Below are 16,700 nucleotides of genomic sequence, written 5' to 3'. Positions count from 1 at the left end.
CGGCGGGGAAGGCCGGCGGGGCATCTTCCCCTCGGGGAAAACGTGCGCTGTGTTAGGGGTTTGTCAGCAAAGCGCCCGGGGCTCAGCCTTGCGGCAGTATCGGCCAGGTGTCGCTGAGCCGGTAGCCCTCGGGCCAGGGGTCGGCCGGGTCGCGCATCACCTGGTGGGTGCCGGTCAGCCAGGCGCGGCCGCGGATGCGCGGGGCGATGGCCGGGCGGTCGCCGACCGGGGCGGCGGCGGTGAAGCGGCCGTCGAAGCGGCCGCCGATCAGCGAGCGGGCGGCATAGGTCTCGCCCGGCTTCATCTCGCCGCGCGCCGCCAGCACCGCCATCCGGGCCGAGCAGCCGGTGCCGCAGGGCGAGCGGTCGATCTTGCCCGGGTCGATGACGACGGCATTGGCGCCGCTCAGGGTGGCGCCGTCGCGGCGCAGCGGGCCGGCGAACTGGCAGAAGGAGATGTGGCCCCAGTCCTCGCGCGGGTGCGAGAAGCCGAGCTGGGCATTGGCGGCGGCGGTGATGCGGGCGCCGAGCGTGGCGATGTCGCGGGCCTCGTCGGGCGTGAGGGCGAGGCCGAGGGCGGCGGCGTCGGCGATGACGAAACTGTCGCCGCCATAGGCGGTGTCGACGGTCAGGGTGCCGAGCCCCGCGACCTCGAGCGCGGCGCCGAGGCGGTCGGCGAAGGAGGCGACATTGGCGATCTCGATCGCGTTGACGCGGCCGCCTCTGGTGTCGGCCACGATCTCGATGAGGCCGGCGGGGGCTTCGAGCTGGAAGCGGGTCTCGTCGCCGGCGATCGGCACGATCCCGGTCTCGAGGCAGACCGTGGCGACGCAGATCGTGTTCGAGCCCGACATCGGCGGGGTATGCTCGGGCTCCATGATCAGGAAACCCATGGCGGCGCGCGGATCGCGCGGCGGCACCAGCAGGTCGACATGGGTGAACACGCCGCCGCGCGGCTCGTTCAGCATCAGCCTGCGCAGGCTGCCGTCGCGGGCGAGGAAATCGCGCTGCTGCCACAGCGTGTCGCCGGGCGGCGGGGCGACGCCGCCGGTGATGACATTGCCGACCTCGCCCTCGGCATGGGCCGAGACGACATGGATTACGCGGTCCGTCTGCATGGCGCCTCCGCAGATTTTGCAAATTGCAGCATTCGATCTGCCAACTATTTGCAAATTTGATGGATTGGCCTTTCCCGGCGGCGGGATCGGCAGTAGGGTGGCGGCCATTCAGGAGGCGCGCACGGAGGAGCAGTGTATCCGATGAAAGACATCCTGCAACAGCTGGAAGAGCGCCGGGCCGAGGCCCGGATGGGCGGCGGCGAGAAGCGGATCGCCGCGCAGCACGCCAAGGGCAAGCTGACCGCGCGCGAGCGGATCGAGCTGCTGCTCGACGAGGGCAGCTTCGAGGAATTCGACATGTTCGTCGCCCATCGCTGCACCGATTTCGACATGCAGCACAGCCGCCCGGCCGGCGACGGCGTGGTCACCGGCTGGGGCACGGTCAACGGCCGCATGGTCTATGTCTTCTCCCAGGATTTCACCGTCTTCGGCGGCTCGCTGTCCGAGACCCACGCCCAGAAGATCTGCAAGATCATGGACATGGCGGTGCAGAACGGCGCGCCCGTGGTCGGGCTGAACGATTCCGGCGGCGCCCGCATCCAGGAAGGCGTCGCCTCGCTGGCCGGCTATGCCGAGGTGTTCCAGCGCAACATCATGGCCTCGGGCGTGGTGCCGCAGATCAGCGTCATCATGGGGCCGTGCGCCGGCGGCGCGGTCTATTCCCCGGCGATGACCGATTTCATCTTCATGGTCCGCGACAGCTCCTACATGTTCGTCACCGGCCCCGACGTGGTCAAGACGGTGACCAACGAGGTGGTGACGGCCGAGGAACTGGGCGGGGCCAGCACCCATACCAGGAAGAGCTCGGTCGCCGATGCCGCCTTCGAGGACGATGTCGAGGCGCTGATGGAAGTGCGGCGGCTGATCGACTTCCTGCCGTCCTCGAACCGCGAGAAGCCGCCGGTGCGGCCGTTCTACGACGATCCGGGCCGGATCGAGGAGAGCCTCGACACCCTGATCCCGGACAACCCGAACACGCCCTACGACATGAAGGAGCTGATCGAGAAGGTCGCGGACGAGGGCGATTTCTACGAGATCCAGGAGGATTTCGCCAAGAACATCATCACCGGCTTCATCCGGCTCGAGGGCTCGACCGTCGGCGTCGTCGCCAACCAGCCGATGGTGCTGGCCGGCTGTCTCGACATCGACAGCTCGCGCAAGGCGGCGCGGTTCGTCCGCTTCTGCGACGCCTTCGAGATCCCGATCCTGACCTTCGTCGACGTGCCCGGCTTCCTGCCGGGGACGGGGCAGGAATACGGCGGCGTCATCAAGCACGGCGCCAAGCTGCTGTTCGCCTATGGCGAGGCGACGGTGCCGAAGGTGACGGTGATCACCCGCAAGGCCTATGGCGGCGCCTATGACGTCATGGCCTCGAAGCACCTGCGCGGCGATTTCAACTATGCCTGGCCGACGGCCGAGATCGCGGTGATGGGCGCCAAGGGGGCGACCGAGATCCTCTATCGCAGCGAGCTGGGCGATGCCGAGAAGATCGCGCGGCGGACGCAGGACTACGAGGACCGTTTCGCCAACCCGTTCGTCGCCGCCGAGAAGGGCTTCATCGACGAGGTGATCCAGCCCCATTCGACGCGGCGCCGGGTGGCCCGGGCCTTCGCCTCGCTGCGCGGCAAGAAGCTGCAGAACCCGTGGAAGAAGCACGACAACATTCCGCTCTGACCCCCGGGAGCCGTGATGCCGCTTGCGCCCCATATCCCCGCCGCCCTGCGCGTGCCGGCCGCCGTGTCGGTCGTCGCGCTGGCCGTGGCCGGGATGTTCGCGGCGGAAGCGGGGGCGAAGGAGGTCCCGGTCGCCGTGCCCTCGGGCAAGCCGGTCAGCCTGGTCGAGACGATCTGGCCGGGAGCGGAGGCGGAACCGGGGGCGCGGATCCTGCGGCTGCGCTTCCTCGCGCCCTGGATCGCGGCCTCGAGTTCGGGAGAGCCGGGCGGGATCGGCATCGACGTGGCCGAGATCGACATGGAGTTCCTGTGCAACGCCGTCGCCCTGCCGGCGCTGGCCTCGGCCGGGCGCGAGGCCGACCAGATCGTGATCTCGCTGATGGCGGCGCCGGTGGATTTCGGCGAGGCGGCGCCGGAAGTGACCCAGTTCTTCGACGCCTACCGCGTCGAGGAGGGCAAATGCGTCTGGGAGGGGCTGTGATGCCGCGCCGGACAAGGGGCCGCAAGGAGGCCGGAGAATGCTGAAACACAAGGGCTTTCCCAGCCGTCTGTCGGGGACCGACCACCAGTTCACGATCCGCCGCGACAACAAGGCGGGTGCGACCAAGATCATCCGGCGCGAACGCTATGCCGACCGGCGCAATGTCGACCGGGAAGCCGACCGGGTTTTCCTGGCCGCGCTGTGGGAGCATTTCGGCGAGGAGCCGTTCGAGCGCGGCAATCTCGATGCCGGGCGGCTGTCGTGGCTGTTCGGACGCGAGGTGGTGCCGGCCGAGGATCCGTTCGATCCGGCCAGCTACGAGGCGTTGCTGCGGATCGACCGGGCCCGGGCGGAAGCCGCCTTTCCCGAGATTTTCGATGAAGAATCGGGCGGATGGTCGGCATGATTCCGCGCACCCCTGACCGGAAGCGGCAGAGTCCCGCGCAGATCGCCCATCGTTGGCCGAGGGCGTTTGACCTCGGCGCGATCTGCGACATTCTTGACCAAGAGACGCGGCCCACCCACGTCGCGGCTCTGATTTGTCAAGACCGTTACCCTTCCCCTACCCTCCGGCCTGACCCTCCCCGGGTCAGGCCGGTCTTTATTGCCCGGAATCAACCGGATAGGCGGCGAGTTGCCAAAAATGGCGGTGCCGTGACCCGGGCCTTTGACGCCATGCGCGAGCGCCGCGATAGTGCCGCCGTCCCTCACGAAGCGAACGGTGGAGAAGAATGCGTATCGCCAAAATCGTCGTCGCGCTCGCCCTTGTCGGCGGGCTTGCAGGCTGTCTTGAAAACGATGCCCAGCGGGGCGTCGCCGGCGCGGCCGGCGGGGCGGCCCTGGCCGGGATCACCGGCGGAGACATGGCCACCGGCGCCGTCATCGGCGGTGCCGCGGGCGTCTTCTGCCGCACGGCCAACGTGCCGGGCTGCCGCAACGAGTGAAACCGACCGGACCCGCCGCGCGCGGGCCGTCGACTTGATTTGTCATCGCGCCATCGCGGCTTCGCGCCGCGGTGGCGTTTTCTTTGCCGCGACCGGGGTCAACCCCGGCGCGCTCTAGGAGGGGCGAAATGTTCAACAAGATCCTCATCGCGAACCGGGGCGAGATTGCCTGCCGGGTGATCAAGTCGGCCCGCAAGATGGGCATCGAGACCGTCGCGGTCTATTCCGACGCCGACCGCAACGCGCTCCACGTCAAGATGGCGGACGAGGCGGTGCATATCGGCCCGGCGCCGGCCAACCAGTCCTATATCGTCATCGACAAGGTGATGACCGCGATCCGCGCGACCGGGGCCGAGGCGGTGCATCCGGGCTACGGCTTCCTCAGCGAGAACATGAAATTCGCCGAGGCGCTGGAGGCCGAGGGCGTCGCCTTCATCGGGCCGCCGTCCGGTGCGATCGAGGCGATGGGCGACAAGATCACCTCGAAGAAGATCGCCCAGGAGGCCGGGGTCAGCACCGTGCCGGGCTACATGGGCCTGATCGAGGATGCCGACGAGGCGGTGAAGATCAGCCGGCAGATCGGCTATCCGGTGATGATCAAGGCCAGCGCCGGCGGCGGCGGCAAGGGCATGCGCATCGCCTGGACCGACGAGGAGGCGCGCGAGGGCTTCCAGAGCTCGAAGAACGAGGCCGCCAGCAGCTTCGGCGACGACCGCATCTTCATCGAGAAATTCGTCACCCAGCCGCGCCATATCGAGATCCAGGTGCTGGCCGACAGCCACGGCAACTGCGTCTACCTGCACGAGCGCGAATGCTCGATCCAGCGCCGCAACCAGAAGGTCATCGAGGAGGCGCCGAGCCCGTTCCTCGACGAGGAGACGCGCAGGGCGATGGGCGAGCAGGCGGTCGCCTTGGCCAAGGCGGTGGGCTATACCAGCGCCGGCACCGTCGAGTTCATCGTCGACGGCGACAAGAACTTCTACTTCCTCGAAATGAACACAAGGCTGCAGGTCGAGCACCCGGTGACCGAGCTGATCACCGGCATCGACCTGGTCGAGCAGATGATCCGGGTGGCGGCGGGCGAGAAGCTGCCGTTCAAGCAGGAGGATCTGAAGATCCATGGCTGGGCGGTGGAAAGCCGGCTCTATGCCGAGGACCCGTATCGCAACTTCCTGCCCTCGATCGGGCGGCTGAGCCGTTACCGGCCGCCGGCGGAGGTGAGCGAGCCGACCCATGTCGTGCGCAACGATACCGGCGTCTACGAGGGCGGCGAGATCAGCATGTATTACGACCCGATGATCGCCAAGCTGTGCACCTGGGCGCCGGACCGGAGCCGGGCGATCGAGGGCATGCGCAACGCGCTCGACGCCTTCGAGCTCGAGGGGATCGGCCATAACCTGCCCTTCCTGAGCGCGGTGATGGATCATCCGCGCTTCGTCTCGGGCGAGATCACCACCGCCTTCATCGCCGAGGAATATCCCGACGGCTTCGAGGGCGTGACGCCGAGCAATGGCGGCATGCGCAAGCTGGCCGCGGTGGCCGCCCACATGAAGATGCTGCGCGAGGCGCGGGCGGCCCAGATCTCGGGCGCGATGCAGCACCATGCCCGCCGGGTCGAACCGAATTACGTCGTCTTCCTCGGCCGCAAGACCTTCCCGGTCCATGTCGTCACCACCGACGAGGGCACGACGGTGACCCACGAGGACGGCACCGTCGACGAGGTGCGCTCGGACTGGACCCTGGGCGACGTGCTGTTCCGCGGCACGGTCGGCGGCGACGAGATGATCGTGAAGGTCAATTTCGGCCGTGGCGGCGTGCGTCTGCGCTGGCGCGGGGCCGAGATGAAGGCGGTGGTCCGCACCCCGCGCCAGGCCGAGCTGGCGGCGATGATGCCCGAGAAGCTGCCGCCCGACACCTCGAAGCTGCTGCTGTGCCCGATGCCGGGGCTGGTGGTCTCGATCGCGGTCGAGGAGGGCATGGAGGTGCAGGAGGGCCAGGCGCTGGCCACCGTCGAGGCGATGAAGATGGAGAACATCCTGCGCGCCGAGCGCAAGGGCATCGTCAAGAAGATCAACGCCGTGCCGGGGGCGAGCCTGGCCGTCGACGACGTGATCATGGAGTTCGAATGAGACCCCGCCCCGCCTATCGTCCGGCCGGCCGCTGCTGCAGCATCTCCTCGCGGCGCAGCGGCAGCTTGTCGATGGCGGCGGCGATCTCGCGCACTTCCCAGGGCCGGGGCTTGCGGAAGGCGACGGTGCCCTGCTTGTCGAGCGCGACGAGCGAGAAGCCGCGCGGATGCAGGGCCTCGCGCACCGGGCTGCGGGCGGCCGGGTCACTGTCGGCGATGACGACGATGTCGCGCTCGGCCAGCATCTCGGGATGGGCGGCGAGGTATCGCATCTGGGTCTTGAAGGCCGGGTCGTTGGGGCTGTCGGCGAAGACGACGAGGGGGCGCTTTTCCCATTTGAACTGGGCCAGCGTCACCTCGGTGCCTTTCAGCGGCGCGAAAGCGGGCGCCGCCGGCGTCTCGGCCGCCGCGGCGAGCGGCAGAAAAGCCGCGAGAACAAGGGTCAAGACGGGTTTCATGTCACCTCCTGCCGTCCCGATATAGGCGGTGCGCGGGGGAAAACACAGGGTTGAATGCACCGGGACGTGGCGGAACCTGCCCGCCCGGGTCTGGACGAAAGGATCGCAGCGATGAGCGACAAGATCGACGATTGGAAGGCGCTGGCCGAGAAGGAACTGCGAGGGCGGGAGTTCGACAGCCTGACCTGGAACACGCTCGAGGGCATCGACGTCAAGCCGCTCTATACCGAGGCGGACACGACGGGGCTTTCCCACATGGGCAGCCTGCCCGGCCTCGCCCCCTTCACCCGCGGCCCGCGGGCGACGATGTATGCCGGCCGGCCCTGGACCATCCGCCAATATGCCGGATTCTCGACCGCCGAGGAATCGAACGCCTTCTACCGCAAGGCGCTGGCCGCCGGGCAGCAGGGCGTCTCGGTCGCCTTCGACCTCGCCACCCACCGCGGCTATGACAGCGACCACCCGCGCGTCGTCGGCGATGTCGGCAAGGCCGGGGTGGCGATCGACTCGGTCGAGGACATGAAGATCCTGTTCGACGGCATCCCGCTCGAGAAGATCTCGGTCTCGATGACGATGAACGGCGCCGTCATCCCGGTGCTGGCCAACTTCATCGTCACCGGCGAGGAGCAGGGCGTCGACCGGGCGGCTCTGTCGGGGACGATCCAGAACGACATCCTCAAGGAGTTCATGGTCCGCAACACCTATATCTATCCGCCCGAGCCCTCGATGCGGATCATCGCGGATATCATCGAGTATACCTCGGCCGAGATGCCGCGCTTCAACTCGATCTCGATCTCCGGCTACCACATGCAGGAGGCCGGCGCGAACCTGGTGCAGGAGCTGGCCTATACCCTGGCCGACGGCCGCGAATATGTCCGCGCCGCGCTGGCCCGCGGCATGGATGTCGACGCCTTCGCCGGGCGGCTGTCCTTCTTCTTCGCCATCGGCATGAACTTCTTCATGGAGGCGGCCAAGCTGCGCGCCGCCCGGCTGCTCTGGCACCGGGTGATGAGCGAGTTCAATCCCAAGAAGCCGGGCAGCCTGATGCTGCGGACGCATTGCCAGACCTCGGGCGTGTCGTTGCAGGAGCAGGACCCCTACAACAACGTCATCCGCACCGCCTACGAGGCGATGGCGGCGGCGCTGGGCGGGACCCAGTCGCTGCATACCAACGCGCTGGACGAGGCGATCGCGCTGCCGACCGAGTTCTCGGCCCGGATCGCGCGCAACACCCAGCTGATCCTGCAGGAGGAGACCGGGATCACCAATGTCGTCGATCCGCTCGCCGGCTCCTACTACGTCGAGAGCCTGACCGCCGAGCTGGCCGAGAAGGCCTGGGCGCTGATGGAGGAGGTCGAGGCGATGGGCGGCATGACCAAGGCGGTCGCCTCGGGCATGCCGAAGCTGCGGATCGAGGAGACCGCGGCGCGGCGCCAGGCGATGATCGACCGCGGCGAGGAGGTCATCGTCGGCGTCAACAAGTACCGCAAGGATCACGAGGACCCGATCGACATCCTCGATATCGACAACGCCAAGGTGCGCGAGTCGCAGATCGCCCGGCTGGAAAAGGTGCGGGCGGCGCGCGACGAGGCCGCCTGCCAGGCGGCGCTGGACGAGCTGACCCGGCGGGCGAAAGAGGGCGGCAATCTTCTGGAAGCGGCGGTCGAGGCCGCGCGGGCGCGGGCGAGCGTGGGAGAGATCAGCATGGCGATGGAAAAGGAATTCGGCCGCCACCGGGCCGAGGTGAAGACCCTCGCGGGCGTCTACGGCTCGGCCTACGAGGGCGACGAGGGTTTCGCGGCGATCCAGAAGGATGTCGAGAAATTCGCCGAGGAGGAAGGCCGGCGGCCGCGGATGCTGGTGGTCAAGATGGGCCAGGACGGCCATGACCGCGGCGCCAAGGTGATCGCCACGGCCTTCGCCGATATCGGCTTCGACGTCGATGTCGGGCCGCTGTTCCAGACCCCGGAGGAAGCGGCGCAGGACGCCATCGACAACGACGTCCATGTCGTCGGGATTTCCTCGCAGGCGGCGGGCCACAAGACGCTGGCGCCGAAGCTGGTCGAGGCGCTGAAGGAAGCCGGGGCCGAGGATATCCTGGTGATCTGCGGCGGGGTGATCCCGCAGCAGGATTACCAGTATCTCTACGATCACGGCGTCAAGGCGATCTTCGGGCCGGGGACCAACATCCCCGAGGCGGCGAAGAACATCCTGACCCTGATCCGCGCGGCGCGGGGGTAGGCGGGGGCTCTGCCATATGGCACAACGTGAGCGGGGCGCGCTCCTGCCCCGTGGCTGGCGCTCGCAACAGCCGAACAACGCGCTTTGTGGCAGCCACGCGCCTCCGCAATAGGAGCGTCTCGCGCAGCTCCCCATAGTGCCGGCCCGCCGGGACGGGCGGGCGCCCGCCCTGCGCGGTTCCCGCGCGCACCGGGCGGAGTGCGCTCTCCCCTCAACCGCCCTGTTCTCGTTGCAGACGTCGGGGCGGGGGGCAGCCCTCAGGTCAGCTTGGCCAGCAGCGCGAGGAAGGTCTCGCGTTCCTGTTCGTCCAGCGGGGCGAGGGTTTCGGCGGTGATGCGGTGGGCGGCGGCGACGGCGGCCTCGTAGGTGGCGCGGCCCTCGGGCGTCGGGGAGAGGGTGACGCGGCGCTGGTCCTCGGCATCGCGGGCGGCGCTGACCAGCCCCTTGGCGCGCAGCCGGTCGATCACGCCCTTGATCGTCGCCGCGTCCATCGCCGTCATCCGCCCGAGGGCGTTCTGCGACGACGGCCCCTCGGCGCAGAGCTTGGCCAGGGCGGCGAATTGGGTCGAGGTCAGATCGGGGATATGGGCGGCGAAGATCGCCAGGTGGCGCTGGGTGGCGCGGCGCAGCAGGAAGCCGACCTGGACATCGAGCTCATAGCCGGGCGTTTCGGCGGGCGTATCGGGCAGGGATTGATCCATGACGCATCCTTCCGGGCATTGGCCGGGCACCGCAAGGGCGAAGTGACAGATCGTCATTGACAGGTTGCGGGCGGCGGGCCCAGTGTTTGTATGCGAACAATATCCCCTGCGCGCTCAGGATGGGAGGCCCGCCGTGACCCCGTTCTACCGGCCCCGTACTCTGGCCGAGGCCCTGCGGATCGCTGCCAAGGGCGGCGTGACGCCGGCGGCGGGCTGCACCGACCTGTTCCCCGCCACCCGGGCCCAGGCGCTGGCCGGCCCGGTGCTCGACCTCACCGCAATCGCCGAGCTGCGCGGCATTGCCGAGACCGCCGAGGGCTGGCGGATCGGCGCCTGCACGCGCTGGTCCGAGCTGTTGCGGGCGCCCCTGCCGGAGGCCTTCGACGGGCTCAAGGCGGCAGCGCGTGAGGTCGGTTCGGTCCAGATCCAGAATGCCGGCACGGTCGGCGGCAACCTGTGCAACGCCTCGCCGGCGGCGGACGGGGTGCCCTGCCTGCTGACCCTCGATGCCGAAGTCGAGCTCGCCTCGGCCCAGGGCCGGCGGCGGCTGCCCTTGGCCGAATTCGTCACCGGGGTGCGGCGAACGGCGCTGGCACCGGGCGAGTTGCTGGTCGCGGTCCATGTCCCCTTCGAGGCGGCGGGGCGTGGCGGGTTTCTCAAGCTGGGGGCGCGGCGCTACCTGGTGATCTCGATTGCCATGGTGGCGGCGCGGCTGGAGGTCGAGGCCGGGACGGTGACGCAGGCGGCGCTGGCGGTCGGGGCCTGCGGGCCGGTGGCGGTTCGGCTGCCCGGGCAGGAGGCGGCGCTGCTCGGCCAGCCGGCGGCGCGGGCGGCGGCGGCGGTGCGGGTCGATCTGATCGCCCCGGCGCTGTCGCCGATCGACGATGTCCGCGGCGACGCGGGCTACCGGCGGGACAGCGCGGTGGAACTGGTGCGGCGCGCGGTGGCGGAGCTGGTGCAGGGGCGGGAGGCGGCGGCATGAATCTCGAGGCGGCGCTGGTGCGGCTGACGGTCAATGGCACGCCGCTGGCGGTGAATGCGGGGCCGACGCGGCGGCTGTCGGACGTGCTGCGCGAGGAGCTGGGGCTGCGCGGCACCAAGGTCGGCTGCGACGCCGGCGATTGCGGCGCCTGCACGGTGCTGCTGGACGGTGCCCCGGTCTGCGCCTGCCTGACGCCGCTGGCCCGGGCCGAGGGAGCGGAGCTGCGCACCGTCGAGGGGCTGAAGGGGGAGGCGCTGAGCGCATTGCAACAGGCCTTCCTGCGCCATGGCGCGGCGCAATGCGGGATTTGCACGCCGGGCATGCTGATGGCGGCGGTGGCGCTGCTGGAAGCGGTGCCGGAGCCCGACGAGGCGCAGGTGCGCGCGGCCCTGGGCGGGGTGCTGTGCCGCTGCACCGGCTATGGCCGGATCGTGGCCGCCGTGCTGGACGCGGGCCGGGCGCTGGCGCCGGCGGCTTTGCCGCAGGCCGGGGCCGCCGTCGGCGCGCGGATCGAGCGGCTGGACGGGGTGGCCAAGGTCGACGGCTCCGAGGTCTTCGGCGCCGATCACTGGCCCGAGGGCGCCTGGGTGGTGAAGGCGGTGCGCTCGCCCCATTTCGCGGCGCGGTTCACCTTCGGCGACCTCGCCGGCTGGGCCGGGGCGCGCGGCGTCCAGGTCTTCACCGCCGCCGATCTGGGCGGCGAGAACCGCTTCGGCGTCATCCCGCCCTTCGCCGACCAGCCGGCGCTGGCCGAGGGCGAGGCGCGGCTGCGCGGCGAGGCGGTGGCGATCGTGGTCGGGCCACGAGAGGCGATGGCCGGGCTCGACCTGGGGGAGTTCCCGGTCGACTGGGAGCTGCGCGAGCCGGTGATGGACCCCGATACCGCGCTGGGCGCGCGGGCGGTGCAGGCGGGGCGGCCGGACAACGTGCTGACCCGCGGCAAGGTGGTGCAGGGCGATGCCGAGGCCGGGCTGGCCGGGGCCGCCCATGTCGCCGAGGTCGAGGTCCGGACTGCCTATGTCGAGCATGCCTATATCGAGCCCGAGGCCGGCGTCGCCTGGATGGAGGGCGAGGTGCTGGTGATCCAGGCCTGCACCCAGGCGCCGGTGATGGACCAGATGGACGTTGCCAGGGTGCTGGGGCTGGTGCCCGAGCGGGTGCGGATCGTCCCGGCGGCGGCGGGCGGCGGTTTCGGCTCGAAGCTCGACGTCTCGCTGCAGCCGCTGATCGGGCTGGCGGCGCTGAAGACCGGGCGGCCGTGCCGGATGGTCTATTCGCGCAGCGAGTCGATGCAGTCGACGACCAAGCGCCACCCGGCCCATATGCGGGCCAGGATCGGGGTGGACGGATCCGGCCGGGTCTGCGGCATGGCCTTCGAGGGCAGCTTCAACACCGGCGCCTATGCCAGCTGGGGCCCGACCGTCGCCAACCGGGTGCCGGTCCATGCCTCCGGCCCCTACCGGACGCCGAACTACCGCGCCGAGACCGTGGCGCTGCATACCAACGGCCCGGTCTCCGGCGCCTTCCGCGGCTTCGGCGTGCCGCAGGCGGCGGTGGCGCAGGAGTTGGCCTATGACGACCTGGCCGCGGCGCTGGGCATGGACCGGCTGGCGTTCCGCCGGCTCAACGCGCTGGGCGAGGGCGAGGCCTCGGTCTGCGGCCAGGTGATGCGCGGGGTGGGCATCGGCGCCTGCCTCGCGGCGCTGGAACCGCGCTGGGGCGCGGCACTGGCCGAGGCGGCGGAATTCAACGCGGCGGGAGGCGGGCTGCGGCGCGGCATCGGGGTGGCGAGTTGCTGGTATGGCTGCGGCAACACCGCGCTGCCCAACCCCTCGACCGTGCGCGCCGGGATCACCCGCGACGGCCGGCTGAAGCTGCATCAGGGGGCGACCGATATCGGCCAGGGCTCGAATACCGTCATCACGCAGATCTTCGCCGATGCGCTGGGGGTGGCGATTGCCGATGTCGAGCTGATCGGGCCGGATACCGCGCTGACGCCCGATTGCGGCAAGACCTCGGCCTCGCGCCAGACCGTGGTGACCGGCAAGGCGGCGCTGCTTGCCGGGCAGGCGTTGCGGCAGGCGATCCTCGCCCACACCAACAAGGGGCCCGGGGCGCGGATCGGCTTCGCGCCCGGCAAGGTGATCGTCACCGACGGCAGCGGCCCGGCCGAGATCGCGCTGGCCGAGCTGCCCGAGGCCGGGCATGGCTATGCGCTGATGGCCGAGGAGAGCTACGACCCGCCGACCGAGCCGCTCGACGAGAACGGGCAGGGGGTGCCCTATGCCGTCTATGGCTACGGCGCCCATCTGGCCGAGGTCGAGGTGGATATGGCGCTGGGGACCGTCAGGGTGCTGCGGATCACCGCGGCGCATGACCTCGGCCGTGTCGTCAACCCGCTGCTGGCGCAGGGGCAGATCGAGGGCGGCATCGCCCAGGGGCTGGGGATGGCCTTGATGGAGGATTACATCCCCGGCCGGACCGAGAACCTGCACGACTACCTGATCCCGACCACCGGCGACATGCCGGCGATCGAGCCGATCCTGATCGAGGTGCCGGACCCCGAGGGGCCGATGGGGGCGAAGGGGCTGGGCGAGCACGTGCTGATCCCGACCGCGCCGGCGATCCTGAACGCGATCCGCGATGCCTCGGGCGCCCGGATCACCAGGCTGCCGGCGCTGCCGCACCGGGTGTTGGCGGCGATAAGGGAGGCGCGGGGATGACGGGGGAGCGGCATTTTCCAATGATGCAAGAGGTCCCGCGCGGGAGGACTGTTCTTCCGGGGCTTCAGCCCCGGATCGCGCCCGACCCCGCCCCCCAGGGCGGGCACGATTGGATGGTACTGCTGCAACTGAGCCCGGCGCCGGGGCTTCGAGACGATGTCTGTGCAAACGGCACTGCGCCCCCCCTCGGGGCCGGGCGCGATCCTTATCTCGTAGCTCCCAAGGGGGCCGATTCACCCGGGTGCGCCTCCACCATACCGGTTCCTACCCCATGACCGACCCGAGCCACGACATGCGCGCCGACACCTCAGACGGCACCCTGCCGGGGGACCGGGTGCGCGCGGAGAAGATCCGCTGCGACGCCTGCCCGGTGATGTGCTACGTCGCCGAGGGCCGCACCGGCGCCTGCGACCGCTATGCCAACGCGGGCGGCCGGATCGTGCGCTGCGACCCGGTGACCGTGCTCGACAAGCGCATCGCCGAGGGCGGCGAGATCAGGCCGTTCCTCAAGGCCGACTGGGACGGGACCCTGAGCGATGGCGACCTCTTCGTCTCGGCCGTCGGCGCCGGCACCACTTACCCGGACTACAAGCCCGCCCCCTTCATCGTCAGCCGCGAGATCGACGGGGTCGATTTCGTCACCGTCGTCACCGAGGCGATCTATTCCTATTGCGGCGTCAAGGTGAAGATCGACACCGACCGCCATCTCGGCGACGAGGGCGCGGTGGTCCGGGCCGGCGGCGAGGCGGTCGGGCTGGTGATCACCTCGGAATACGGCTCGCAGATGCTGTCGCTGGGCGGGGTCGACCACCTCACCGGCGGCTCGAAGGCCGAGGGCCGGGTGACCTGCGACACGCTGATGGCGCTGTGCAACCGCGAGGCGGTGGAGCTGAGCATCGACGGCGGTTGCTCGGTGGTGGTGCAGGCCGGAGAGGCGCCGATCGTCGACGGGGTGCGCGAGGCGCGGATGCGGGTCGGCTGCGGCTCGGCGACGATCGGCATGTTCGCGGCGCAATGGCAGGGGCTGGTCGACGAGGTGGTGGTGGTCGACGACCACATCACCGGCGTCGTCAGCGAGCATCAGGCGGGCAAGGTGCTGGGCTGGCCCGATACCGGGATCAGGATCAGGGGCCGGCGCTCGACCCCGGGGCGCTATTTCCAGGTGGCGCAGCCGGGGCTGGGCTGGGGCGGCACCGATATCGACGATCCGCTGACCATCCTCGGGCCGTGGAATGCCAAGAAGGGGGCGCGGCCGGGGCTGACGCTGCTGATGGTCTCGACCACCGGCGAGCACGCGGCCTATTACGTGCTGGACGAGGAGCTGCAGCCGGTCGCACAGCCGCTGCCGGCGGCGCTGCAGCCCTCGGTCGAGCTGATCGCCGAGAATTGCGAGCCGGCGCTGTGCACGGTGCTGTTCACCGGCGGCGCCGGGGGCTCGCTGCGCTCGGGCGCGACGCGGAACCCGGTGCGGCTGACCCGGGCGGTGCAGACGGGCGAGGCGCAGGTCAGCTGCGGCGGCGCGCCGGCCTGGATCTGGCCCGGCGGCGGCATCACCCTGATGGTCGACGTGACGCAGACGCCGGACGGCGCCTTCGGCTACGTGCCGACGCCGGCGCTGGTGGCGCCGCTGGAATTCACCCTGCGGCGCGAAGACTACGTCGCGCTGGGCGGGCACGAGGCGGCGATCCGGCCCTTGCGGCAGGTGCTGGAGGAGGGCGGCGAATACGGGAACCAGTTCCGAGCGGTGGCGCCGAAACCATGGCCGCAGCGATGACAGGGGCACAGGCGGCATATCTGGCCGACAGGGTGCGGCTGCACCTCAATCACGGGCCCATCGACCTGATCCTCTGGGCCAACCAAGCGGCACGGCGGGAGGCGTATGAACGGGCCGCGGCGCGGTTCTCGGGGCTGCTCGAGGAGCTGGTGGCGGAGCTGCCGGAGTTGCGCAGCCCGGCGCCTTGGGACCTGAAAGGGCCGATCGCGCGCAGGATGGCGGCGGCGGTCGCCCCCTTCGCGCCGGTCTTCATCACGCCGATGGCGGCCGTGGCCGGGGCGGTGGCCGATGCGGTGCTGGCGGCGATGGCCGGGGCGCCGGGGTTGAGCAAGGCCCATGTCAACAATGGTGGCGACATCGCCTTCCACCTGACGCCGGGCGAGGCGGTGACGGCGGCGGTGGCCGGGGCGCGCGCGCGGGTGACGCTGGCGGCCGGACAGCCGGAGCGCGGGCTGGCGACCTCTGGCTGGCGCGGGCGCAGCCACTCGCTGGGCATCGCCGATGCCGTCACGGTGCTGGCCCGCACCGCCGCCGAGGCCGATGCCGCCGCGACCCTGATCGCCAATGCCGTCGACCTGCCCGGTCATCCAGCCGTGATCCGCCAGCCGGCCTGCGCGCTTGCGCCCGACAGCGATCTCGGCGACCGTCTCGTCACGGTCGATGTCGGCCCGCTGACCCGCGAGGAGGCCGCCGCGGCCCTCGACCGCGGGCTTGCCACCGCCCGGGATTTCCACCGGCGCGGCCTGATCGGGGCCGCGCTGCTGTCGCTTTCCGGCCAGAGCCGCAGCACCGGCGCGGCGCTGGCCTCCTGCCAACGGGAGCCTGCCGATGAGCCAGAACATGTATGATTTCACGCTGCGCAAGACGATGATTTTCCTCGAGGATATCTATCACGAGGGCGGCCCGGAGGCCGAGGCGCCGCGCCAGCGCGGCGCCATCCTGGCGGTGGTCAACAACCCCTTTGCCGGGCGCTACCAGCCCGAGCTGCAGCCGGCGATGGACGCGCTCAAACCGCTCGGGCTGATGATGACCGACAAGCTGATCGCGGCGATGGGCGGGATCGAGGGCATCGACGGCTATGGCAAGGCCGCGATGGCCGGCGAGGACGGCGAGCTGGAACATGCCGCGCTGTGGCACGTGCCTGGCGGCTACTCGATGCGCGAGCGGCTGGGCGAGGCGCGGGCGATCGTGCCGTCGGCGATGAAGGTCGGCGGGGTCGGCACCCGGATCGACATTCCGCTCGGCCATATCAACGCGGCCTATGTCCGCAGCCATTTCGACGCCATCGAGGTCGGGCTGCCGGACGCGCCGCGGGCGGGCGAGCTGATGTTCGCGCTGGCGATGGCGCGCGGGCCGCGGGTGCATCACCGGATGGGCGGCCTGGCGGTCGAGGACGTCAAGGGCGAGGACGGGCTGCGCTGAGGCCCGGCCGGGGAGGGGGCGCTGCCCCCGCCGCCGCTGGCGGCTCCCCCGGGATA

Annotated in this window: 14 protein-coding genes; 11 read left to right on the top strand and 3 right to left on the bottom strand. The window is 70.4% G+C overall.

Features of this window, described 5'->3' with window-relative positions; genetic code table 11:
* Nucleotides 1-82 precede the first annotated feature (82 nt).
* Complete coding sequence (locus tag ACFOES_RS11805) at nt 83-1,117, bottom strand: trans-3-hydroxy-L-proline dehydratase (protein WP_377833475.1); 1,035 nt, start codon at nt 1,115-1,117, stop codon at nt 83-85.
* 141 nt (nt 1,118-1,258) lie between these two features.
* Here ACFOES_RS11805 and ACFOES_RS11800 point away from each other — a divergent pair, with 141 nt between their 5' ends.
* From ACFOES_RS11800 to ACFOES_RS11780, 5 genes are all read left to right on the top strand, one after another.
* Nucleotides 1,259-2,791, top strand: coding sequence for an acyl-CoA carboxylase subunit beta (locus tag ACFOES_RS11800; protein ID WP_377833474.1), 1,533 nt, complete (start codon nt 1,259-1,261; stop codon nt 2,789-2,791).
* A 15-nt stretch (nt 2,792-2,806) separates the two neighbouring features.
* A complete protein-coding gene (locus tag ACFOES_RS11795; RefSeq protein ID WP_377833473.1) occupies nt 2,807-3,271 on the top strand; it encodes a DUF6497 family protein in 465 nt (154 codons plus the stop codon).
* Between the two features lie 37 nt (nt 3,272-3,308).
* On the top strand, nt 3,309-3,677 hold the full coding sequence (locus tag ACFOES_RS11790; protein WP_377833472.1) for a hypothetical protein: 369 nt from the start codon (nt 3,309-3,311) through the stop codon (nt 3,675-3,677).
* A 325-nt stretch (nt 3,678-4,002) separates the two neighbouring features.
* Complete coding sequence (locus tag ACFOES_RS11785; protein ID WP_377833471.1) at nt 4,003-4,215, top strand: hypothetical protein; 213 nt, start codon at nt 4,003-4,005, stop codon at nt 4,213-4,215.
* 128 nt (nt 4,216-4,343) lie between these two features.
* Nucleotides 4,344-6,344: an acetyl-CoA carboxylase biotin carboxylase subunit gene (locus ACFOES_RS11780; RefSeq protein ID WP_377833470.1), complete on the top strand. Its 2,001-nt coding sequence runs from the start codon at nt 4,344-4,346 to the stop codon at nt 6,342-6,344.
* A 13-nt stretch (nt 6,345-6,357) separates the two neighbouring features.
* Here the strand turns inward: ACFOES_RS11780 and ACFOES_RS11775 are convergent, their stop codons facing one another.
* A complete protein-coding gene (locus ACFOES_RS11775; protein ID WP_377833469.1) occupies nt 6,358-6,801 on the bottom strand; it encodes a DUF4174 domain-containing protein in 444 nt (147 codons plus the stop codon).
* A 111-nt stretch (nt 6,802-6,912) separates the two neighbouring features.
* Between ACFOES_RS11775 and scpA the strand changes: the two genes are divergently transcribed.
* Nucleotides 6,913-9,042 carry a methylmalonyl-CoA mutase gene (scpA, locus tag ACFOES_RS11770; protein WP_377833468.1) on the top strand — a complete coding sequence of 710 codons (2,130 nt, stop codon included), beginning with the start codon at nt 6,913-6,915 and terminating at the stop codon, nt 9,040-9,042.
* Nucleotides 9,043-9,299: 257 nt separating this feature from the next.
* Here scpA and ACFOES_RS11765 read toward each other — a convergent pair whose 3' ends face one another.
* Nucleotides 9,300-9,743: a MarR family winged helix-turn-helix transcriptional regulator gene (locus tag ACFOES_RS11765; RefSeq protein ID WP_377833467.1), complete on the bottom strand. Its 444-nt coding sequence runs from the start codon at nt 9,741-9,743 to the stop codon at nt 9,300-9,302.
* A 133-nt stretch (nt 9,744-9,876) separates the two neighbouring features.
* Between ACFOES_RS11765 and ACFOES_RS11760 the strand changes: the two genes are divergently transcribed.
* The 5 genes from ACFOES_RS11760 to ACFOES_RS11740 all read left to right on the top strand — a co-directional run bounded on the left by ACFOES_RS11760 (nt 9,877) and on the right by ACFOES_RS11740 (nt 16,644).
* Nucleotides 9,877-10,725: an FAD binding domain-containing protein gene (locus tag ACFOES_RS11760; RefSeq protein ID WP_377833466.1), complete on the top strand. Its 849-nt coding sequence runs from the start codon at nt 9,877-9,879 to the stop codon at nt 10,723-10,725.
* The gene (locus ACFOES_RS11755) at nt 10,722-13,448 is read left to right on the top strand and encodes a molybdopterin-dependent oxidoreductase (protein WP_377833465.1); all 2,727 of its coding nucleotides are present in this window, start codon (nt 10,722-10,724) and stop codon (nt 13,446-13,448) included. The genes ACFOES_RS11760 and ACFOES_RS11755 overlap by 4 nt, the downstream gene beginning before the upstream one ends.
* Before the next feature lie 292 nt (nt 13,449-13,740).
* Nucleotides 13,741-15,222, top strand: a complete 1,482-nt coding sequence (locus ACFOES_RS11750) for a 6-hydroxynicotinate reductase (protein WP_377833563.1) — start codon at nt 13,741-13,743, stop codon at nt 15,220-15,222.
* Nucleotides 15,219-16,070, top strand: coding sequence for a UPF0280 family protein (locus ACFOES_RS11745; RefSeq protein WP_377833464.1), 852 nt, complete (start codon nt 15,219-15,221; stop codon nt 16,068-16,070). The genes ACFOES_RS11750 and ACFOES_RS11745 overlap by 4 nt, the downstream gene beginning before the upstream one ends.
* Nucleotides 16,051-16,644: an amino acid synthesis family protein gene (locus tag ACFOES_RS11740; RefSeq protein ID WP_377833463.1), complete on the top strand. Its 594-nt coding sequence runs from the start codon at nt 16,051-16,053 to the stop codon at nt 16,642-16,644. The genes ACFOES_RS11745 and ACFOES_RS11740 overlap by 20 nt, the downstream gene beginning before the upstream one ends.
* Nucleotides 16,645-16,700: the final 56 nt, after the last annotated feature.

The organism is Acidimangrovimonas pyrenivorans (genome assembly GCF_042643245.1).
In the GTDB taxonomy this organism is placed as follows: domain Bacteria; phylum Pseudomonadota; class Alphaproteobacteria; order Rhodobacterales; family Rhodobacteraceae; genus Acidimangrovimonas; species Acidimangrovimonas pyrenivorans.
The sequence above is the reverse complement of the archived record's forward strand: the minus strand, read 5'-3'. Positions and strand labels throughout refer to the sequence as shown.